At 53.6% G+C, this 21,234-nt stretch carries 21 protein-coding genes and 1 pseudogene; 15 read left to right on the forward strand and 7 right to left on the reverse strand.

Annotated elements, in window-relative coordinates; genetic code table 11:
• Nucleotides 1-82 precede the first annotated feature (82 nt).
• The 3 genes and pseudogenes from RBB76_RS21105 to RBB76_RS21115 all read right to left on the reverse strand — a co-directional run.
• Nucleotides 83-187: pseudogene (locus tag RBB76_RS21105) on the reverse strand (twin-arginine translocation signal domain-containing protein); the annotation flags it as partial.
• A 601-nt stretch (nucleotides 188-788) separates the two neighbouring features.
• Complete coding sequence (locus tag RBB76_RS21110; protein ID WP_429634692.1) at nucleotides 789-1,556, reverse strand: LytR/AlgR family response regulator transcription factor; 768 nt, start codon at nucleotides 1,554-1,556, stop codon at nucleotides 789-791.
• Nucleotides 1,544-2,623: a sensor histidine kinase gene (locus tag RBB76_RS21115; protein ID WP_433963462.1), complete on the reverse strand. Its 1,080-nt coding sequence runs from the start codon at nucleotides 2,621-2,623 to the stop codon at nucleotides 1,544-1,546. The genes RBB76_RS21110 and RBB76_RS21115 overlap by 13 nt, the downstream gene beginning before the upstream one ends.
• Before the next feature lie 253 nt (nucleotides 2,624-2,876).
• On the opposite strand from RBB76_RS21115, the gene RBB76_RS21120 reads away from it, so the two are divergent.
• From RBB76_RS21120 to RBB76_RS21155, 8 genes are all read left to right on the forward strand, one after another.
• Complete coding sequence (locus tag RBB76_RS21120; RefSeq protein ID WP_429634694.1) at nucleotides 2,877-4,154, forward strand: hypothetical protein; 1,278 nt, start codon at nucleotides 2,877-2,879, stop codon at nucleotides 4,152-4,154.
• A gap of 547 nt (nucleotides 4,155-4,701) precedes the next feature.
• A complete protein-coding gene (locus tag RBB76_RS21125) occupies nucleotides 4,702-5,319 on the forward strand; it encodes an epoxide hydrolase N-terminal domain-containing protein (RefSeq protein ID WP_429634695.1) in 618 nt (205 codons plus the stop codon).
• Nucleotides 5,320-5,621: 302 nt separating this feature from the next.
• A complete protein-coding gene (locus tag RBB76_RS21130; RefSeq protein ID WP_429634696.1) occupies nucleotides 5,622-5,804 on the forward strand; it encodes a hypothetical protein in 183 nt (60 codons plus the stop codon).
• Nucleotides 5,805-5,842: 38 nt separating this feature from the next.
• Complete coding sequence (locus RBB76_RS21135; RefSeq protein WP_429634697.1) at nucleotides 5,843-6,130, forward strand: DUF4142 domain-containing protein; 288 nt, start codon at nucleotides 5,843-5,845, stop codon at nucleotides 6,128-6,130.
• Between the two features lie 310 nt (nucleotides 6,131-6,440).
• Complete coding sequence (locus RBB76_RS21140; RefSeq protein ID WP_429634698.1) at nucleotides 6,441-7,136, forward strand: PIG-L deacetylase family protein; 696 nt, start codon at nucleotides 6,441-6,443, stop codon at nucleotides 7,134-7,136.
• Complete coding sequence (locus RBB76_RS21145; RefSeq protein WP_429634699.1) at nucleotides 7,133-7,717, forward strand: SAM-dependent methyltransferase; 585 nt, start codon at nucleotides 7,133-7,135, stop codon at nucleotides 7,715-7,717. The genes RBB76_RS21140 and RBB76_RS21145 overlap by 4 nt, the downstream gene beginning before the upstream one ends.
• A complete protein-coding gene (locus RBB76_RS21150; RefSeq protein WP_429634700.1) occupies nucleotides 7,714-8,427 on the forward strand; it encodes a glycosyltransferase in 714 nt (237 codons plus the stop codon). Before RBB76_RS21145 ends, RBB76_RS21150 begins: the two co-directional genes overlap by 4 nt.
• On the forward strand, nucleotides 8,424-9,362 hold the full coding sequence (locus tag RBB76_RS21155; RefSeq protein WP_429634701.1) for a hypothetical protein: 939 nt from the start codon (nucleotides 8,424-8,426) through the stop codon (nucleotides 9,360-9,362). The genes RBB76_RS21150 and RBB76_RS21155 overlap by 4 nt, the downstream gene beginning before the upstream one ends.
• 1,133 nt (nucleotides 9,363-10,495) lie before the next feature.
• Here the strand turns inward: RBB76_RS21155 and RBB76_RS21160 are convergent.
• Nucleotides 10,496-11,356, reverse strand: a complete 861-nt coding sequence (locus RBB76_RS21160) for a hypothetical protein (protein ID WP_429634702.1) — start codon at nucleotides 11,354-11,356, stop codon at nucleotides 10,496-10,498.
• A gap of 89 nt (nucleotides 11,357-11,445) precedes the next feature.
• Here RBB76_RS21160 and RBB76_RS21165 point away from each other — a divergent pair, with 89 nt between their 5' ends.
• The 7 genes from RBB76_RS21165 to RBB76_RS21195 all read left to right on the forward strand — a co-directional run bounded on the left by RBB76_RS21165 (nucleotide 11,446) and on the right by RBB76_RS21195 (nucleotide 18,164).
• Nucleotides 11,446-11,568: an ATP-binding protein gene (locus RBB76_RS21165; RefSeq protein ID WP_429634710.1), complete on the forward strand. Its 123-nt coding sequence runs from the start codon at nucleotides 11,446-11,448 to the stop codon at nucleotides 11,566-11,568.
• A gap of 345 nt (nucleotides 11,569-11,913) precedes the next feature.
• Complete coding sequence (locus tag RBB76_RS21170; RefSeq protein ID WP_429634703.1) at nucleotides 11,914-12,795, forward strand: STAS domain-containing protein; 882 nt, start codon at nucleotides 11,914-11,916, stop codon at nucleotides 12,793-12,795.
• Nucleotides 12,795-13,190 (forward strand): STAS domain-containing protein, encoded by a 396-nt coding sequence (locus RBB76_RS21175; protein WP_429634704.1) that lies wholly within the window; start codon nucleotides 12,795-12,797, stop codon nucleotides 13,188-13,190. The genes RBB76_RS21170 and RBB76_RS21175 overlap by 1 nt, the downstream gene beginning before the upstream one ends.
• Complete coding sequence (locus RBB76_RS21180; protein WP_429634705.1) at nucleotides 13,171-13,581, forward strand: anti-sigma regulatory factor; 411 nt, start codon at nucleotides 13,171-13,173, stop codon at nucleotides 13,579-13,581. The genes RBB76_RS21175 and RBB76_RS21180 overlap by 20 nt, the downstream gene beginning before the upstream one ends.
• Complete coding sequence (locus RBB76_RS21185) at nucleotides 13,578-14,591, forward strand: SpoIIE family protein phosphatase (RefSeq protein WP_433963463.1); 1,014 nt, start codon at nucleotides 13,578-13,580, stop codon at nucleotides 14,589-14,591. Before RBB76_RS21180 ends, RBB76_RS21185 begins: the two co-directional genes overlap by 4 nt.
• 2 nt (nucleotides 14,592-14,593) lie before the next feature.
• Nucleotides 14,594-16,723 (forward strand): ATP-binding protein, encoded by a 2,130-nt coding sequence (locus tag RBB76_RS21190; RefSeq protein ID WP_429634707.1) that lies wholly within the window; start codon nucleotides 14,594-14,596, stop codon nucleotides 16,721-16,723.
• Between the two features lies 1 nt (nucleotide 16,724).
• Nucleotides 16,725-18,164, forward strand: a complete 1,440-nt coding sequence (locus RBB76_RS21195; RefSeq protein WP_429634708.1) for an ATP-binding response regulator — start codon at nucleotides 16,725-16,727, stop codon at nucleotides 18,162-18,164.
• Nucleotides 18,165-18,274: 110 nt separating this feature from the next.
• Here RBB76_RS21195 and RBB76_RS21200 read toward each other — a convergent pair whose 3' ends face one another.
• From RBB76_RS21200 to RBB76_RS21210, 3 genes are all read right to left on the reverse strand, one after another.
• Nucleotides 18,275-18,490 (reverse strand): hypothetical protein, encoded by a 216-nt coding sequence (locus RBB76_RS21200; protein WP_429634711.1) that lies wholly within the window; start codon nucleotides 18,488-18,490, stop codon nucleotides 18,275-18,277.
• 1,112 nt (nucleotides 18,491-19,602) lie between these two features.
• The gene (locus RBB76_RS21205; RefSeq protein ID WP_433963464.1) at nucleotides 19,603-20,634 is read right to left on the reverse strand and encodes an IS110 family transposase; all 1,032 of its coding nucleotides are present in this window, start codon (nucleotides 20,632-20,634) and stop codon (nucleotides 19,603-19,605) included.
• A 74-nt stretch (nucleotides 20,635-20,708) separates the two neighbouring features.
• Complete coding sequence (locus RBB76_RS21210) at nucleotides 20,709-21,230, reverse strand: hypothetical protein (protein ID WP_429634741.1); 522 nt, start codon at nucleotides 21,228-21,230, stop codon at nucleotides 20,709-20,711.
• Nucleotides 21,231-21,234: the final 4 nt, after the last annotated feature.

Below are 21,234 nucleotides of genomic sequence, written 5' to 3' on the forward strand. Positions count from 1 at the left end.
AGAAATATTGGAAGCAGCGCTTAGATAGATCATCGAGGAGTGCATCGTCACTATGAATTTTGGCGATGGCTGGGCTTCGCCCGTAAATCACCGCAGCTGTTGCGCAGGCCGTGCCTTTCAGAAATGCGCGGCGATCGACGAATGTCTTAAACGCGTTCATGTCTTCTCCTAGCAAAAAGGTCAGCATCCAAAGACATGCTCAGAGCGAATGGTGTGAGTCTTGTAAACGATCAGCGGCATGGGCAAGATGTCTCTGACACTTCCGCTTGGAACCAAGGGAATTGTAGCTCCCGGCACCCGTCCCTGAAAGTCAGGCGGGCTCAACTGGTCGATGCGACACTAGCTTGCAGTTTACTCGCCGGCATTTCAAGGCCCAAGGTCTTTCGCGGGCGTTGATTCAGGCGCAGAGCTACCTTGTTATGATCGGCTTGAGATTACACGGACAGGCTTTGGCATCGTCAGAGACGGGATGTGATCTGCCTGAACGCTCCGGATCGTCGCTTTCATGCGCTCCGCCATGAATCGCTGGGTCTTCTAAAGAATCATGTGATCTCCTTACGCGATGAGTTACCGGGTTGGCTTCTTCTTCCATATTGGTGCGTTCGACTTTCGGCAATGCAGCTGACGTTGATCTGGCTGGGCGTCTGGAGAAATGCCTTAAGGATCGCCTCGTTAGGCATCCAGATGCCGATCTGGGGCCCCGTGGCGTTCTATAGACTGCTTGCCTTAAAAGAGAGGAAGTAAAGACGAAGCTCGAAGCGCGTCCCATCAGCCGACTCAGGGTTAGCCTATTTTGGGCAGATCCTAGCTGATGACAACCAACGCTCAAGTCGATCGGCGTAGGTGCGGCTCGAGCGATGCTCGGAGCCGTCCGAAAGCTTCACTGTGAACTCGCGGTTCTCGATGGATCGCAGCTCAAGTATGCCTTTGGACTGCACAATTCGGGAGCGGTGTATGCGGATAAACCTTGCTGGGTCGAGCCGTTGGTCGAGAGAAGTCATCGATTCGCGTAACAGGAAGGAACGACCATTGACGTGAAGTTCAACATAGTTGCCGGCAGATCCAACCCACTCAATATCCTCTGCAACGACGATTTGAATACGGGATCCGGTCTGGACTGCAAACCTGGACGCATATTGATCCGATGCGCCGTCCAGCATTTTCATAACTCGCTGTGCCATGTCGGCCTTCAATTTGACATCAACCAGATCACGAGCTCGACTGATGGCCGCAGCGAACCGTGTGTCGTCCACCGGCTTTAACAGGTAATGCAGTGCGTGAAAATCGAATGCCCTTAAAAGGTGTTGATCATACGCTGTAAGAAAAATGACTTCTGGCAAGCTTTCTCTGGGCAGCGCACGCAGAACCTCGAAACCGTCCATGCCCGGCATCTGGATGTCGAGGAATACAACATCGGGAGATCTTTCCAGAATGCTCTCCACCGCAGATCGTCCATCACCGCATTCTCCAACGATCTCAATATCCGTGAATCGGCGTAGCAAGACAGCCACGCCACGGCGCGCCACCGGCTCGTCATCGACGATCAGAGCCCGCACAGTGAAACCTCCTGAAGATTCGGAGCCCTGCGTAACGGTAGCTCCAATACAACTTCGCAACCGCCCGCTTCAGGCCATGCAAGCGAGAAATCAAAATCCGTCCCGTAGAGTGTTTTCAGCCTCTCCTCCGTGTTTCCGAGTCCGATTCCATTTCCGTTATTTTTGTGTTTGCCCTCACCTCGCCGTCCGGAGTTTCCAATGACAATTCGCAACCTGTCGGCCTGCAGCGAACTCCTGATCGCAACCCATCCCCCTTCAACCAGAGGCGCTACCCCGTAGCGCACGGCGTTCTCAACCAGCGGTTGCAGTAACATGTTTGGCACCATTGCATCCCGCGTCTCGAACGGAACAGTGATATCAATTCTTAGTCGCTCCCCGAACCTTGTTTGCTCGATCGCTAGATACCCTTCGGTGAAGGCCAGTTCCTGAGAAAGCTCCACCTCTGCTTTGACTTCCGAAGCAAGGCTTATGCGCAGAAGATCTCCTATCTGAGCCAGCATCCGTCTGGCCTCCGGCCCTTTTTCATCCAGGATGAGCATAGAGATCGCATTCAGCGAGTTGAATAAGAAATGGGGATTCAGTTGATAGCGCAATGCAAGCAATCTCGCCTCTCGAACCTCAGACTCGGCGCGAAGCAACCTCTCCTTCTCCTCGTTCGATCTCTGCCATTGCTTGATGCTGAAATACAGACTGCACCAAATGAAGAGAATGAAAAAAGACCACATCAACACCGCAACTAGGGCGTGCCAGGGTACAGGATTGAAAATCCGCAAAATGAGGCCGGCTGCACAGGCTACAGGAACGGATGTGACCATGGCCGCTGCGGCTGCTTTCAATTCAAAAGCGATCCATGACGGTGATTGTCGCAGCAGCCAGCGGCAAAAAGGGCGCAAGGCACAACTGCCTAGGAACATGAAGACGATAGGCACAGTCTCTTCATCGATATATAGGCGCTTGGTCAAGAACTGATGGATGGACTCCAGAAGGTCGAAAAGATAGAAGCAACCCCATCCGATGATTTGGATTTTCCAAAAGGATCGAAGATTTAGGGCGTTATCTCGATTCATAAATGGAATTTTAGTTCAATTGAAGGGCTGGTCTTCACGGTCCAGAACGCAAAACCTTCGACTCATCACATCTCTCAATCGCCCAGCGTAATCGTCCATGCATGGCAACGTTGATTGGTCTAAGGTCGGAAACGATTCGACGCTCGATCTAGATCGCCGACGTGGCGTTACGCAATTCGGAACGGAATAGGACGCCGGATACGCCAATCATCTCGGCAACCCAACTTTACTGGAGGAATAAGGAGATATGAACATGCTTATACAGTTGCGGAATTACCGGACACTATGGGTTACTACGATTGCTCTGGCCTGCTTCGGCAATGCGTTCGCTCAACAGCGCTACAGACTGACCGACTTGGGCAATAACAAGAACAAGAACAACTTCGCCATGGTCATGGGCCTCAACAATCTAGGATGGGCGGAGAACATGGATGGGATCGTGAATCCTCCTGAGGCAAGTACGGCTACGACAATTGCCAGTGGCCGCGCCGTGATCAGCATCTACGGATCCAACATCGACCTGGGCACGCTTGGAAAACCCGACGCCAACAGTTGGATTGACTATGGCGGGATCAACGACCTCGGGGAAGCCGTCGGTTACTCCGAAACAGCTGAGACGGATCCGAATGGCGAAGACCTTTGCGGTTTTCACACAAATCTTGAATGCGTTCCGTTTCTTTGGCGAGACGGCCACATGAGTGCTCTTCCCACGCTCGGCGGAATTAATGGGTGGGCCAACGCCATCAATAACCGCGAACAAATCGTCGGATTTGCCGAAGACGGTGCCCTGGACCCCACATGCGGAGACACCGTGAAGAACAATCGAATTGCGTTGCCGGCGTTGTGGGAAAGAGGCAAGGTCGAAGCTCTTCCTCTGGCAGGTAGTAGTGATAAAGATGGTTTTGCAAACGGGATTAACAATCGGGGTCAGGCCGTAGGCTACTCAGGAAACTGCAACGAGGCCCACGCCGTAGTGTGGAAAGACAAGACTGTCTTTCCGCTTAAGGATTATGGAGTTTACAGTTCCGCATACGCCATTAACAACAGCGGTCAGATCGTCGGGCAAATCGGCAGTGCTGAGGGCTACTTTGCCGCATTTTGGCCGCAGGGCGCAGATGGCGAAGTCAAAAGCCTCAAACTTCTTCCGGGAGATTCTGCCGCCTTTGCTACCGGCATCAACAACCGGGGCCAAGTGGTGGGAAGCACCTTTGACTCGAATGGCGACTGGTCCCGCGGCTTCATCTGGCAGGACGATGTGATCACCGATCTTAATACGGTAATTCCTGACGATTCCAACCTTCTCATAATCGCAGCTAGCAATATCAATGAGTTCGGACAAATCTCAGGGATGGCAACGGTGCAAAACGGCCCCCATAAGGGCGAAATTCATGCCTTCCTTTTGACTCCGGCAGACATACGCATCGGCGCCTCGATGGCAGATTACGCACGTACACACCCGCATTCCGGTTTACCCGCGAATGCTTGCGATCACTCCTCGCAGAGATTCGGACCTGTCCGACTCCAGCGATAAAGGCATTCTTTCCCTTGCGTATGTGTCTGAACTCTCCCAGTTTGAACCCCAGGCGCGACGGCACGCGAGGTTGGAATACGAGTCCTGAGACGTGTCCAACGGCACGCCTCACGGGTTTTGAATGACCGCACCGCCGATGCCCGCGCATGCTCGCCAGCAGCTGTTGTCGAGAAACGTCGGACTCGGCCAACTGCGGCGATAAAGACACCTTCGGAAATTTCGCTTTGCATTTCAACTGCATGCCGCGCGAAGGCGCAAGGCCGGAGATTATGCGGGATACGATGAGTTACGTCCGATATCAACCTAACGCAGAATTGCTAGCAACCGAACGCCGTTCATGGGTAGTGCAGTATGGAATGCAGGTCCGATAGACGACTGAATCTATGTCCTGTTCAAGTTCCCGCTCCTATATTTCGGCTCCACAGCTCCTAGGTAACCCGGAACCGATGGATCTGTTCGTCGTTCTCAACGGCGTGGCGGTCGGATGGAACGCCGGATGTAAGGAGGGCCATTTGAGAGAACCTCGGAATCATGACTGAAGCAAAACATGATGAAAACTGGATTCGAGAAAGCGAAAAGGACAGGCTGGAAGTGCGGGAGGCTTCTGCTGGCCGCATTGCTTTTACACTCCGCAATTGCACTCGGACAAATTCAAGCGACGACGAAGCTGGAACCTGCCCCAATCAGGCCGTTCAAAATGCATGTTCCCGACCGTGTTCTAGTCGATCTTCGCCGCCGTTTGGCGGAAGCCAAATGGCCCGATCAACTTCCGGGCACGACGTGGGAGTACGGCGTCGACATCAAGAAGGTTCGGGAACTCGCGGACTATTGGCAAAACGGCTACGACTGGCGTGCGCAAGAAGCGAAGATCAATCAGTTTGACCAATTCACAACGGAAATTGATGGACAGCAGATTTATTTTATCCATCAGCGCTCTCCCCGCGCGGATGCCATACCGTTGATGCTGATTCACGGATGGCCCGGGTCGATTTTGGAGTTTGAGAAGCTCATTGCGCCGCTGACCCGGGTGAATCTCCGATCAGGAGGAATCACATGTTCAAAACCTTATATCGTTGTGCTCGTACCGCTGCGCGGCATGAGACTGGCCCAGCAGCACAATCACGCTTGGCTTACTTGGAACACTACTGGAGAGTACAGAAACTGATCATCCGTTGATCTCTGCCTCTAGAAGCGCTTCGCAAGAGTGAGAAGGCGGTGAGGAGCCGTGTTGCCCCCGCAGGCCGAAACACATTCTCTATCTTTTGGCCCGGTCGCGGGTCCCCGGATCCGGGAGCGGCCTGAGCGAAATGAAAACTCTCACTGTAACCCGGGATCCGAGCGGGGTAGAGGTTAGAATCTCGCAGATTTCGAATGGCTTCGTATGTTCATACAAACGCCGGCGTCTGAGTTTGTTTCTCACACAATGGTGTTAGCCGCGCGGCGTTTGCCGCAATCTGGAGATCAAAAATGAAGATAACGACTCAAGTATTGTGTTGCACAGTACTAGGATTTGCAGCCATCCTACTGCCGTCCAAGGCCAAGGCGGCAACCGACGATGACAAGAACTTCCTTGCCATGGCGGCGCAACCAGATCAAAACGAGATCGCAATAAGTCAATTAGCGACCCAAAAGCTACCAATCCCGCCGTAAAAGCCTTCGCCGAGAAAATGGTCAACGAACACACAAAGATGACTGAAAGTATGAAACCATTTGCGGACTCATGGGGTTTGACGCCGCCGACCGGTCCAGACGCTGACCACCAAAAAGAACTGGACAAGCTGAATGGGCTTTCGGGCGCCGACTTCGATAAGGAATACATGAGCCAGATGGTCACCGACCACTCCAATGCGCTAAGTGCATTCACGACGGAAGCAAAGGATACGAAGGATCTCAAGTTCCGTGCCGCTGTCATTAAGGGCAAGACGGCTGTGGCAGCGCACAAGAATATGGCGTATGACCTAAAGAAGAAGCTGTAGCAACGCATCAAGCAGGCTGGTCCTCCTCAAGGCTGAGGAGGGCCTCTTCATGTCGAGACGAGGGGTAGGGCTGAAGACTGTCGTCCGCCTCGTGTTTTGATTGTTGCTGTCATCCGGCAGGGGAGTAGTTAGGAAGATGCCCGATAACTGACTGTGCGGCATCAAGACCCGGGTTGAGGAAGGTATGGATGTCTGCGGCGATCCCATTGGTGTCGTTATGAAACGCCTTGAACTATCTGTGTTGCATTTCAACCCGGTAAATAAATGATTTTGATCGTAAATCGGCCATTCTGCATCGAAGTTTAGGAATATGTCTACCATTGTTCCTCTAACGCCGGAAGATGAGTGGCTGTCGGGGCTCTGCCATTTACAGCCGTGGACTCTTCCGCTGGTGCCCACCTGCATAGTAGCTCCTCATCCGGATGATGAAACTCTTGGCGTCGGAGGAATGATTGCAAAGCTGCGCCTTCACGATATCCCTGTGACGGTTGTTGCCGTCAGTGATGGTGAGAACGCATATCCTGACGAGCGCGGACTAGGGAAGGTACGGAAGAGAGAGCAAAACGAGGCTCTGGAGCGGCTCGGTGTGGGTGAGCAGAGCATTCGTAGACTCAGACTGCCGGACAGCGGACTGGCCAAGTGGGAAGGCTCTTTAGAAAGATCACTGTCCGAGCATGTCTCGCCTGGGATGCATCTCGTCGCGCCATGGCCGAGAGACTTCCATCCGGATCACGAAGCGTGCGGACGCGCCGCTGCACGGGTTGCGAAGAACCATGGTCTCAAATTGGCTTTCTATCTCTTTTGGACCTGGCACCGCGGCGTGCCACATATGCTCGAAGGTTTGCCTCTCGTTTCTCTGCAGTTGACCCAGGAAGAGAGGCGGTTAAAGCTATTTGCTCTAGAAGCTCACGTATCCCAGTTTGAACACGCAGGTGGCGCTCCAATACTATCCCCGGAACTGCTGCGACCAGCTGAACGAGAGTTTGAGGTCTACGTAATCTCATGACAACCGACAGCAGATACGTGTTGACCCCAGCCTTCTTTGAACAGAAATACAAGGAGCGGTCTGATCCCTGGGACTTCTCAGGTAGCGAATACGAGCTGAGCCGGTACCAGTCAATTATCGCTGCCCTCGCTCATAACCGTTATACGCGTGCGTTTGAACCCGGTTGCTCGATCGGCGTGTTAACTGAACTTCTTGCCCGCATCTGCGGATTTGTGGAGGCCATCGATTTTTCACGGTCTGCGGTCAACCGAGCTCAAAAGCGTTGTGCTCATTTAAAAAACGTCGACGTTGCCTGCGTTTCACTTCCAGATCGAATGCTCATGAATAGGTTCGACCTAGTGGTGTTGAGCGAGATTGGCTATTACTTCACGGAGGATGAGTGGATGCGGCTTTCTTCTGCCATGGTAAAGTCGATGCCTAAAGCTGGAACATTATTAGCCGCTCACTGGCTCGGCCATTCAACTGACCATTGCATAAACGGCGATCAGGTCCACGAGGTTCTCCTCTCTCTTCCAAACATCCAACTAGATCGCTCCGAACGTTATGAGAGGTTCAGGCTTGATCGCTGGGTGCGTGTATGAACGCGGCAAAGTGGCATATCGCAGTACTAATCCCAGCACGTGACGAAGAGCAGCTTCTTCCAAGGTGTCTTCGATCTGTTCTCCAAGCTTGCCGTCACCTTCCTAGGGGAGTGACAAGCGATATCGTCATTGTGGTGGACCGCTCTACTGACAATACTCGAGGGGTCGCTCAAGACTTAATGAAGAATGAAGGCCTAGTAATTGAGACGAACGCAGGGTGCGTTGGCACTTCTCGCGCTCTCGCAGCTGAGATCGCACTTGAACGCTATAAGGGATCTCGAGAGCGATGCTGGCTTGCGAACACTGATGCTGATTGCGAAGTGCCGGCGGATTGGCTGACTCAGCAGATCTCCATTGCTGAATGCGGTTACGCTGCGATTGCCGGCATAGTCGATGTAGACACCTTCGTCGAGCATGAAGCTTCTGTGCCGGAGCTATTTCGCCGCACTTATCTCATTCACCCCGATGGAACCCATCCGCATGTTCACGGAGCAAATCTTGGTGTCAGGGCAGATGCATATCTGGAGTCAGGGGGTTGGAGAAATCTCGTAACTGCTGAAGATCATGACCTTTGGGAGAGACTGCATCACGGCAGGCACCGACGGTCTTCGAACACAAGTTTGCGAGTCATCACCAGCGGTCGGCGGATTGGGCGCGCGCCGCATGGCTTCGCTGACGCTCTTGCAGCTCATAATGGAGCGATTGCATGAACGTTGAGCTTCTAGCCGAGCGCCTGAAAGAGATCTCTGTCGAAAAGTTGCCATTGCCAGGAGCGGGGAAAACGGCAGAGAGGCACTCCCATCTGATCCAGATCGGCCGTGAAGACCTAAGCCTCGCGAAGTTGGCCGAAGCGCACTGGGATGCCGTCTCCATCCTTGCAGAGGCTGGTCGACCATGTGCACCCGGGGCCTTGTATGCGGTCTGGGCATCGGAGATACCGGGCAAAGCTTTGCAATTGATGAAGACCGTTTCCGGATTTCAGATCAGCGGCAGCAAGATGTTCTGTAGTGGCACCGGGATGGTCGATCGGGCGCTCGTGACAGTATCCATTCCTGAATCACGTCTCGTCGATATAGATCTTCGGGGAAATTCAGAGAGTATTGAAGTTGATCTGTCCGCCTGGACGACCGAGGCGTTCCGTTTGACTAGGACAGGAGCCGTCACGTTTCGAGGCGCAGAAGTGACGGAGCGAGATTTTGTTGGCGATCCGGGCTGGTACCTAAGTCGACCGGGTTTCTGGCATGGAGCGTGCGGACCCGCGGCATGCTGGGCCGGGGGAGTGGCTGGTTTGGTTGACTTCGCAAGGAAAAGCAAAAGAGATGATGCACATACGCTCGCGCACCTCGGAGCGATGGTTGCCAACGCCTGGATGATGGAAGCTTGCCTCGATCTTGCCGGGCGAGAAATTGACGAGGAGCCGCTGAATTGTGTTACAGCCCAAATTCGTGCATTACGGTTACGTCATCTAATAGAGCAGGCCAGCACAGACACGCTCCGGCGGTTTGCACGTGCATACGGTCCCCAGCCACTCTCAATGAATCATGAGATATCCCAGCGTTACCGCGAGGCGGAACTTTATCTGCGCCAGTCTCACGCAGAGCGAGACCTTGAATCACTAGCGCGTCTCTCGCTCCTACCCCGCTAACCGTGTTCGGCAGGTGTGGATCGAAAGAAACGGAGCAAGGCCATTTCTCGAGAGTCTTCCCGCATCGAAGACCCGGTTTACAGACCCCGAAATATCCTCCTGTAAGGAGGATTTTCCAGCGATGCGGTCTGCTTTATTGTTATCAGGACGGGTGGTCCATTTTGCTTTTGACAATCATTGCAGGCGGCTCGGATTTTCACGCTTCGGGCCTGTACCAGGCCCGAAGCGTGGGGACATGGCGCTGGTCGATCACGATTGCCACTCTACATCACGGCCACATCTCCTGGGACACGCGCCACATTATCCAGCCATCTAAACGCTTCGTCGCGGCATCGCAAGAAGAACAACGGGTATCTATGCCAAGCGCCGGAATGCCACTTAGGAACTTTGGAAAATCTGACGTTAAGGTTTCAGCTCTCGGGCTTGGTGGGCATCACTTGGGAGCGGCAAAAGACGAACCGACCGCTGCGTACATCGAGCGGTCGAAGGTGGCATGACCTTCTGTTCCAACATCTGCATTGCGAGACTCGCATCCCTTCCGTGCGTACATACGCACCGTTCGGGCGAATAAACAGCTCCGGGTCATCCATCTTGATCTCTGGCAAATCCACGGAGTTACTTTCCAGATGAGCCTGACGTCATGGCCTTGTTCCCGCAGGGCGCGAGCAACGTAGTGCGCGCCTCCGCAAGCTTCCGTTCCAATCAGCATCTGTTGTCGGTTCGAAGTAAGACTAGAAGCTGCTTACGAGAGAACTTCTTCCGCAGCCCGATCTCGCTTCGTGCGTTCAGCTCAATAACGTGAAAGATGGTCTTGCTTAGGTCAATGCCGAGTGTTGAGATTTCCATGGTAAGCCTCCTAACCCGCCAAGATAATCTTGTTGTTGAACAAGCGGCGGACCATTCCAGTAGACATAGTATGGAAAGCTTGGAAAGCCACGAAGCCGGCTCGCCACCCTTCTCACACCCAATGGAAATCCTTCGGGATTCCCACCACAAACTCTACGACTGGATATATGTGTTATCGTGCACCATCAACCGGAAGCGTTGCCACCGCTAGGGGCTTGTAACGGCTGTCTCAGGTCCACAACGTAACGCATGTTCATGTACACTCAGCCCTCGCTCTTAATCAAGGGTCATTGGTATTCGGCGACGGGTGACCAGTGATAGCTTGCGATCAACTTTCCGTCAGTTCCCACCAAAAGGAGAGCCGCCCGTCCAGCGGCCAACTGACCCGAAAACTCTTTCCCGCTTCGGACATCTCGAAACACAACCACACGCTTCTGTGTTTCGGACGTAAGAACATAAAGGGTGGCGTCCGGATAGGACGTCGGGCAAATCAGAATCCCTGGATCGTTCTGGGCAGTTGTGAAAGCCGTCGAGACCTTCGCCTTCTGCATCGCATAGGAGTAAACGCGACCGAGCGCTTGTAGATTTCCGCCCAGCTCCAACGGAAGGGAAGAGAAGAGTATGGTCCCCTTTCCGAGCGGCATCTCGTCCCAATCTTTTCCATCCTCGAGCCTCGCATCCATCAACACTGTCGTCAGTTGACCGCCGAAGGTGTAGAGATCGTCGCCGCCCGGCCAGCGCACTCTCTGCTCCCTCAGAGCCAACGGCTCCGTGGTGTAGTGCAAGCCAACTTCGTCTTGACGATGGGTGGAATGAAGATGAGCATCGCCATCAAACGGCCCCGTGACCAGCAATGTCGATCCTTCCCGCACTTTTTGTTCTATGACGCTCCATGCCTGCTCTGTGAGACCCATCGGCGAGGGAAGCAAGATAAGTTTTGGATCTGCCAGCTTGTCGATCTGATACTCACCGACGGCATACGCCTGACCATGAGCCTCTTGATACAGGGCCCGAACAGCGGTTTGTTGAGCCTCGAGCGCATACGAGTTTAGAACAGACATCTGCATGGATTGGGGAAGGACGATCGCGATTTGGGGCTGGATCAGCGCTGTTGCAAGGGAGGACGCGGCTCTTCTGATGAACGCCATCGAGGCACTCCCCCACTTAGGAAGCCTGCATGTTCGAATTACCGCGCAAAGCTCTGGCGCCATATAACCATCGCTGACAACGGCGCCGGATCCCGGCATCGATGCAGAGAACTTTGTTTGAATCGTTTAAGAGTAGCAAGTCTGATGGAAACGGACTCGGGCTGTGGATAGTGCGTGAAATCGTACACAGCCATGGGGGACCGATTCAATAACGCAGTAGGATTGCGCAAGGCAGGAGCGGAACCGTTTTCAGGATCTCGTTGCCCCTTCAAAGGGCGGTATGATCTATCCCAAGCGTCTAAAAGATCACGATCCGAAAGGATCTCGTCGATTGCATTTGGTATGCCTACGGATTCTGCGCTCAATAGAGATGTACGATTTAACAATTCCCTTTTCTAACAGAGATGACCTATCTCGATATCGGAACGTCCCTGGCCTAAACCCAGTCTTTTCGCCATTTGGCCTTCATTTTCGCCTTCTGGCAGCGATTTTGTAGTTATCTTGTACAATCAAAACGGCTTAATCGCGGTTTAGCTATCAGCAGGATTGGAGCAGGAATGGCAAAGGTATTGGACGCAGTTCGAAAGAAGCAGGACACCGTCCTCGATGGTTGGTTACAGGGGATTAAAGGCGGAATTCGTAGACGCGATTTGATCGACGAGCGGGAGCTCAAGTCACAAGCAGCGGAGGTTCTATCGACCCTGTGTGCCGCACCGCCGGATGCATCACTTGACGATCCTAACATCACGGCTTGGCAGCCCCTAAGGGATCTTCTGGCGACCCTCTCCGCCTCTCGCGCGGTCCAGGGGTTCACTCCGTCCGAAACAGCTTTGTTTGTGCTCTCGCTCAAAGCTCCCTTATTCGATATCGCTCGCGAGCAAAAGGGAGAGAGCGCCGACCAGCTCTATGCGGAGATCACAGCGATCGGCGACTTCATCGATAAGCTTGCGCTGCACACGACAGATAGTTTCATTCATGGTCGCGACCAAGTTATTACGCGTCAACAGGAAGAGATGCTCGAGCTTTCCACTCCGGTCGTAACGCTCTGGGATGGAATTGTTGCACTTCCGCTCATCGGCACATTGGACAGCGCACGAACGCAGGTTGTAATGGAGTCGCTGTTGCAGGCAATCGTTCAAACGAACTCGCGATTCGCGATCATCGACATTACGGGCGTACCGACCGTGGATACACTCGTTGCGCAGCATTTGCTGAAAACGATTACGGCCGCGCGTTTGATGGGCGCCGAGTGTATTTTGAGTGGAATCCGACCGCAGATAGCGCAGACCATTGTGCACCTCGGAATCAATCTCGAGGATGTCATCACTAAGGCTAAGTTATCCGACGCCTTCAAATTGGCATTGAACCGCAGCGGTCGGGCAGTGACGCGGGTCGCCAAGGTGAACGTTTCGCCACAATCCGGCGCGCGGGAGCTGTAATGGAACGAATTCCGATCTTGCGTATGGGTAATTTTCTTCTTGTTACGATCCAAGTCGATATGCACGACAAGCTCGCACTTACGCTGCAAGACGATTTGACAGCGAAGATCGCAGATGTCGGCGCTAAGGGCGTCCTGATCGACATTTCCTCGCTCGAGATCGTTGACTCTTTCATTGGGCGAACCCTGGCGAACATTGCATCCATGGCGAGAGTCCTGGATGCACAGACTGTGGTCGTTGGCATGCAGCCGGCTGTAGCCATCACGCTTGTGGAGTTGGGGATGTCTTTACCCGGTATTCGAACGGCGCTGAACGTTGAGTCGGGCATGCAATATCTCCATGAGACAGCGACAGCCTACGGAGATGGCGAGGATTATGACGGGGACAGTGAGTAAAACTGAGAAGCTCCCCATCAAGAACTCCTCTGATGTGGTGTTTGTGAGACAGCGGGTCCGCGTGTGGGCTACCGATCTAAAATTCAGTCTTGTGGATCTGACGAAAGTTGTTACCGCGGCCAGCGAACTGGGTCGCAACACTCTGGAACACGGTGGCGGCGGGGAGCTGGAAATTGCGGAAGTCGTTGAAGGAGCCCGCAAGGGCATCCGCTTGAGCTTCTCGGACAAGGGGCCCGGGATCCTTGACATCAAGCAAGCTCTTACCGACGGATACACAAGCAAGCACGGCATGGGATTAGGGCTTGGCGGCAGTAAACGGCTTATGAACGAATTCGACATCCAGACAGTTCCCGGGGAAGGAACTACCGTCACTGTGACCCGATGGAAATGAGAAAAATGACGGGCATCGCGCTGCCGATAACCTCCAGCGACTCAAGCCAGGTTGGCCATGCGCGCCGCAAGGCGGTCGCGATGGCGAGCGCCATGGGATTCAGTGAATTGCGGCAAGGCCAACTCGGAATCGTTGTCACGGAAGCCGCCGGAAATATCGCCACCCACGCCCAGCAAGGCGAAATCGTGTTAAATCCATGGCGTTTCCAAGGGGAGAGCGGAATCGACGTGCTCGCGCTCGATCGTGGGAAGGGCATTGCGGATATAGGGCGTTCTCTCGAGGACGGATTCTCCACTGCCGGAACGCTAGGGCAAGGTCTGGGCGCGATGTCTCGTCTTTCCTCTGCGTTCCAGATTTATTCGTCCCCAGGAAATGGAACTGCCCTATTTGCGCGGATCGTTCAGGAGTCAATCGCCCCTGACGCTGTTGCTAAGGATTATGCTCTGGGGGCAGTGTCATTGCCGATCACGGGGGAGACGGCCTGCGGCGACGCGTGGCATGCAGTCTATAGTCCTGGCCGAAGCATCTACATAGTCGCGGATGGTTTAGGTCATGGCCCGTCCGCCGCGGAGGCGGCGGCGGAAGCGATCCGCATTTTCGTAGAATCGGCCCACTTTTCCCCAGCCCATATCCTGGCGGACGCTCATGGTGCTCTAACTAAAACTCGCGGGGCTGCAGTCTCAATCGCTGAGATTGACCAAACCAAGGGCGCGCTGAACTACGCGGGTGTCGGCAACATTTCAGGAGCGATTCTTCAAGGCTCAAAGACCCGGAGCATGGTTTCGATGAACGGTACTCTGGGTCATACAATCGGTCGGATTCAGCAGTTTGCCTACCCATGGGACAAGGATTCCTCGCTCATCATGCACTCCGACGGCCTCGCAACCCGATGGAACTTTGATCAATTTCCCGGGCTATCTGGGCGTCATCCAGCTCTTATTGCTGGCGTTCTTTATAGGGACTTTTGCAGGAAGCGTGATGATGTCACAATACTCATCACCCGCATTTGACCATGGAAAATCGCTATGAATTCCCTCTCCTAACGATTCCTTTGCGGCACGACAGACATGTTGTGCATGCGCGTCAGCGCGCACGCGATATCGCTGCCGAACTGGGATTTGAGCATCAGGATCAAATTCGTCTGGCAACCGCTGCGTCGGAGCTTGCGCGGAATGCTTTTCGTTATGCCGAAGGCGGTGTGGTCGCGTTTTCCGTGACCGCGTCAAAACCGCAGGTCTTCGTCATTTCAGTGGTGGACAAGGGACGCGGGATACCGAATCTGGCCGAGATTCTTGATGGCCGATATATCTCGAAAACTGGCTTGGGTATGGGTTTGATCGGTACCAAGCGACTAATGAATCATTTTCACATAGCCTCGACCGATATCGGCACGGAGGTCGAGTGTGGTAAAGAGCTGCCCGTTATTGCCGCCGAGGTGACTCCGTCTCGTGTCAAAAGCATCTCGACGAAGCTCGCCGGCGGCAACGCCATCGATCCCTTCGATGAGATTGAGCGCCAGAACCAGGAGTTGTTAAAGACGTTGGCGGAACTCAAGGAAAAACAAGAGCAGCTTGCGGATCTGAATCAGGAACTGGAAGACACTAATCGCGGTGTGGTCGCTCTTTATGCCGAACTTGAGCAGCACGCGGACGATCTGCGTCGGGTTTCCGATCTCAAGACGAGTTTCCTTTCCAATCTTTCCCACGAATTTAGAACGCCACTCAACTCCATCTCCTCGTTGAGCCGTTTATTGATCGGTCGTACGGATGGTGAACTGTCAGCCGAGCAAGAGAAGCAGGTGACATTCATTCAGCGATCCGCCGCAGACTTGTCTGAGTTGGTCAACGACCTCCTCGACCTTGCAAAGGTTGAGGCGGGCAAGGTTGATGTGAAGCCGAGACAGTTTGAAGTGAGCGAGTTTTTTGGCGCCTTGCGAGGTATGCTGAAACCCCTGTTAGCGGGCAATAGTCTTGACCTCATTTTTGAATCGCATCCCGATATACCGACGTTATTTACGGACGAAGGCAAGGTTTCTCAGGTATTACGCAATCTCATTTCCAACGCGCTCAAATTCACCCGCAAAGGCCATATCCATGTGACCGCGGAGCACACTGCTGAAGGTTGGATAGTCTTTCGGGTCGCTGATACGGGCATCGGTATTTCAGGTGACAATCTCGGCCGAATTTTTGAAGAATTCGTTCAGATCGAAGGCGAACTCCAAAGCCAGGTCAAAGGTACTGGGCTGGGTTTGCCACTCTCGAGGAGGTTAGCCGGGCTTTTGGGCGGAACATTAGATGTCGAAAGTACGTTGGGCCAAGGCTCCACCTTCATACTGAGAATTCCGGCGTACTTCGATCAATCGCAGCCCCAAGCGCAATTGCAGTCGCAAATCGAAGAAGGATCTGGTCCGGCAATACTGTTTGTTGAAGACAACCGTGAAACTAGCTTTGTTCATCAATCTGCTTTGAAAAACAGCGACTATCGCACCTTTTTCGTCGCGAACATTCCCGAAGCCCGCATCGCAATGAAACAGATCAAGCCGAGGTTGGTGGTTCTAGACCGCCTGATCGACGAGAAGGATTCTCTCTATTACATTGAAGAGCTAAGAACCCTAGGATACTCGGGTCCGGTTCTGGTAGTGAGCGTCGTCGATGATCCACAGTCTGCGACAAACGCCGGAGCCACGGCGTTTCTTGCTAAGCCTGTCCCTCCTTTTACCTTGCTCAATACTGTCCGGGAACTCGTCGAAGACAGCCCGTCTAAAAAAATCCTTCTTGTCGATGATGATGAAGTAACGCGTTATTTGGTAGGCGGTGCTTTGGCAAAGGCGGGTTACAGGGTTCTCGAAGCTCATGGGGGGCGCGAAGCCGTAAGACTTATATTGAGCGATAATCCTGACGCGGTCATCTTGGACATCGCGATGCCGGACATGACAGGGTTTGAAGTTCTGAGAGAGATACGTGGCGTCGCATCATCCAGAGCGACTCCTGTGATCGTGCATTCTTCTCGAGTATTGTCTCAACAGGATCGAACGGCACTAACGAACTCTGATGCTTTGATCTATTCCAAGCAGTCATTCACGGAGCAGGGTGGCCCTCAAGGATTGCTGGATCTTCTGATTGCGACGGGAATTGGGGTCTAAATTGGCTAAGGACGTCATTCTTGTCGTAGATGACCGGCCCGCGAATCGCTATACCGTCGCACATGCTCTAAAGCGAGCCGGATACGACGTGGTCGAAGCGGAAACGGGGACCGAAGCTTTGGAGCTAGCGAAGCAAATTCCCTCAGCTATTCTGCTTGATGTTAAGCTGCCTGACATTCTGGGTTACGAGGTGTGCCGGCGTCTCAAGGCGAACCCGCGAACGAGCCACATCCCCATTCTGCAGCTCTCGGCTGCTTTTGTCGACAACGAAAGCAGAGTCTACGCTTTGGATAGCGGAGCGGACGCATATCTAACCCAGCCCGTGGAACCAAATGTTCTTGTAGCGACCGTCAGATCTTTGGTCAAGACCCATGAAGCTGAGTCTCTTGCCAAACTACGTTCGAAACAATGGCAGTCGACATTCGATGCCTTGAGCGAAGGCGTTGCCGTCCTGGACGAGTCGGGACGAATTTTGCGCTGTAATCGAGCAATGGCCGAGCTTTTGGACCTATCCTACGCCGACATTGAAGGCAAGATGCTCGGGGAACTCCTTGACGGTAGTCTCGTTTCGCTTCTTGTCCATGATGACCAGGTTAAGGTCCAAGAGTTTACCCACGGGTCCCGATATGTTCAAGCGAGGATAGAACCCATATTTCTGGATGACCACCCCACAGGAAGTATCTTGGTTCTGGCTGATCTCACGAGAAGACGGCTTGCAGAACACGCCGCGCTTATGAATGAACGTCTAGCTGCGACGGGACGCATGGCACATACGATTGCGCATGAGATCAACAACCCTCTGGAAGCGATTACGAACCTTCTTTTCCTTATGAGAAGCCCCGCGACTGGCGCGAAAGAGGCGGCTGAATATCTCACGTCGGCAGAAGATGAAGTGGCGCGTGTTTCCCGGATATCCAAGCAGATCCTGACCTTCCATCGAGAGTCCGCCTCCCCCATTTCGGTTGATCTCAGAAGCGTCATGGAAGATGTTCTTGCACTCAATAACCGCGCAATCGCTGAAAAAAACTTGGATGTACGGAAGGAGTGGGTTGCAAGCATCAGTGTGGAAGGGTTTCCTGCTCAGCTTCGTCAGGTCTTTTCTAACATTTTCCGTAACGCGATCGACGCCTCCGAAAGGGGGGGCACAATCCACCTTAGGATCTCTCGTGCCTTTCTCGGAAGGAATTATGAAGAGACGGCTGCCAGAGTAACCATAGCGGATGCCGGAGTTGGCATTGCTAAAGAGAATGTTCCCCGGATCTTCGATGCTTTTTTTACGACGAAAGAACTGAAAGGAACTGGTGTTGGTTTGTGGCTTAGTTCCACAATTGTGCAGGAGCACGGAGGGCGAATTCAACTCAAGACCCGGGGTCAGTCCGATCGGACCGGAACAACGATTTCTGTTCTTTTGCCCGTGAAGCGGCAGTCCGTTATTGGCTAGTAGTGAGATTACAGTCTACTGTGACCACCATCGAATTCCCAGAAAGTCTCTCGGTTACCCTGCTTAGTCGAGATAAAAACGCGGGCTGGGAATGCTTCCCAGCCCGCGTCTTAGGACTCTGCGAGCAAAAGCGCAGATCGGATTCCATCGAGGAGGTCGGTGGGGTGTATCGGTTTCGAGAGCAGCTCAAAGCTGTGGCCTTGTGCTCGTGCTTTTTGGAGTAAGTCTACGGTTTGAGCCTGACCTGAGAACAGGAGTATTTTGCATTCGGGGCAGACAGCTTGAAGTTGAATGGCAAGCTCTAGGCCTGACATTTCGGGCATCATCACATCCGAGATGAGCAGGTCTGGAGCTTTCACCTGCGCGATACAAAGCCTCTAAAGGGTTGGTATAGGCCGCGGTTTCAAACCCGTTGTGTCGCAAGATAATAGCCAAGGTCGAGGCGATCACCTGCTCATCATCGACCACAATGATGTACTTACTGTTTGGTTTCGGCATAGGGGTTTTAGCTCGTGTGTGGTCAGCACCGGCCTATCGCGTGCTAAACATACACGGGGGCAACGCATTTGCGCTAACTTTTTTTCATCATAGGCTTCCTGGGTCTACACGATGGTTATCTAGCCGACATACGCGGCTGAAGGTCCGTCTTTGTAGCTCACTCCGTTTGGGGTAAGGGTCTGTCGCCACTATCGCAGTTTTACAATGATTGGGTATGGTCTGAAGGTTTGATCTGCGCTCGGGGTCCTCTATCGATTTCGCAGTCAATCAGCCGGTTCTGTAGCTCTGGTGAAAGCAGGAAGTCGTCGATTCGGATCCCGCGGTTGTGCTCGAAAGCCTGTCGGAAGTAGTCCCAAAAGGTGAATTGCCCCTCTAGCTCTGGATGGAGCGATCTGAAGGCATCGATATGCCAAGAAGTAATTGTTGCTGGTAAACGCGAGCAATGGAATTACTTCATCGAGGGTGCCCGGCGTGACTGTCGAGATAATTGAGAATATAGTTCTGTGCATTATCTTCGAGCAGACCTTATTCATCGGACTGAAGTGCTCTTCCTGCCCTATCAGTTCTGCGAGTTTATGAGTGAATTTCGGCCCTGCAGTTTTCTTCAAACCGAAGTCCACCATCATCTCCCTATATAATGTATGGTCCGCCGCGTGACTGCAAGGATTAGTTTGGTCGAGAAGACAAGTCTGCGGCAATGTATTCGGCCTTTGATGGAGCCGCGTGCTCCTGGCCAGGATGAGTTCCGCTGCGCATCTGTCCTTACAAGTCGGTCGGTCGTTGAGGACCCTTATCGGGATCAGGTTGCAGATGCGCCGTTGTGACTGTTCTTTCGTCTTTGCTGTTCCTGTGCAGACCTTGGTGGGAAAGTCGTCGTCGTAGAGCGGGAAAGTGGGAGCGTGAAGCGCTTCCAAGCCGCAGGCGTCTTTTCCGCTCTATCTCATGCCGCTGTTGCGCTCGCCGCGGGCCTGTAGTCTTCGCCGGTGGAGAGCACAGCCCAGGCGATGCGGGCGAGCTTATTCGCCATAGCGACCACCAGCACGTTGCGCGGCGCTCTGGCTTCCAGTGCGTTCATCCAGGCTCCAATCGTGAAGCGATCTCGTTTTATGCGCATGGCCGCGGCTCGTGCGCCGTGGATCAGTACCTTACGCAGGTAGATGTTGCCGCGCTTGCTGATGCCCAGCAGCTTGGCCTTACCGCCCGTAGAGTACTGTCGCGGAACGAGGCCGAGCCACGCTGCGAAGTCTCGTCCCTTGCGGAACGCTGCGCCGTTGCCGATGGCGGCAACGATGGCCGTCGCGACGATAGGTCCGATGCCTGGGATCTGGCGGATGCGGCAGCAACCCGCATCGCTGGCGGCGATCTGTTCGAGTCTGTCGGTCAGCTCGTCGATCTGCTGTTCGACGGTCTTCCACTCGTCCCACAGCATACCTATCAGGTTGCGCATCATCGGCGTCAACGCGTTCTCTGCGTTCTCGAGAACATCTGCCATGGCTGCCTTTAGCTTCGCCGGCTTCTGCGCAAACACCATGCCACGTTCCAGCAGGAATGCCCGTATCTGGTTGATGACCGCCGTGCGCCGCGAGACGAGCCGGTCTCGAACCCGGTGGATCGCTTGCAGGTCCAGCTGGTCGTCCGTCTTGATCGGGACGAAGCGCATGTTCTTGCGCTCGACCGCTTCGGCGATAGCCTCTGCGTCGACGTAGTCGTTCTTGTTGGACTTCACAAACGGCTTCACGAACTGAGCTGCGATCAGCCGCACGTCATGGCCTTGCTGCCGCAACGCTCGCCCGAGAAAATGCGCTCCGGAGCAGGCTTCCAATCCGATCAGCGAGGTCTGCATGTTCGCCGTGAACGCCAGCAGCTGCTTCTGTGAGAACTTCTTCTTCACCAGTACCTTGCCCGATGTTCCCAGCGCAACAAGGTGAAATGTCGTCTTGCCCAGGTCGATGCCTACCGAACGAATCTGCATGTCGATGATCCTCCTCTGAAACCGCTGCTAATATCCTCCGCCTCAGCGGGGGGTGACAGCGGCGGACCATCTCATTAGTCGGCTTCAGAATCTGTCGTCTCAGTTTCCGGGCCTTCGATGCTCTCTTCGAGAAAAGCAGATTTGAGTAGGTCTTTCAATTCGTTATTGTCATCTTTCGACATTTCCTCTAACACCTTTAGGTATTCCGTGTGTGACGCCTGATGCGCTTTTGAAAGTGAGTCGTAAAATTCTTTCGCGTCGATCAAAAGATCATGCTTGAAGTCGGGCGCGTTTGCTTGGGACGCCAATACATATTTTGTAATCACCTTCAGTTCCAGGAGGTTGCGGCATCCCCAAGCTGCTATATAAACCGAGTTCTTAGTGCCAACTTCAACGGAATAATAATCCAGCAGAGCGCTTCTCAATATCCCGAGAAGCAATCTCCCAAACCAGCTGACATCATGACTAGCTGTTTTATCTTGCACCCTATCGTACAAAAGGCGCGTTTCTTCCACGGCCTGTGCCATGGCTTTTTCTACTTCGCCTTCTCCGGGTTCGCTGGATTCCGTTCGCATGAGAATAAAGACTACACGCATACTG

The organism is Tunturiibacter psychrotolerans (assembly GCF_051013365.1).
GTDB classification, from domain to species: domain Bacteria; phylum Acidobacteriota; class Terriglobia; order Terriglobales; family Acidobacteriaceae; genus Edaphobacter; species Edaphobacter psychrotolerans_A.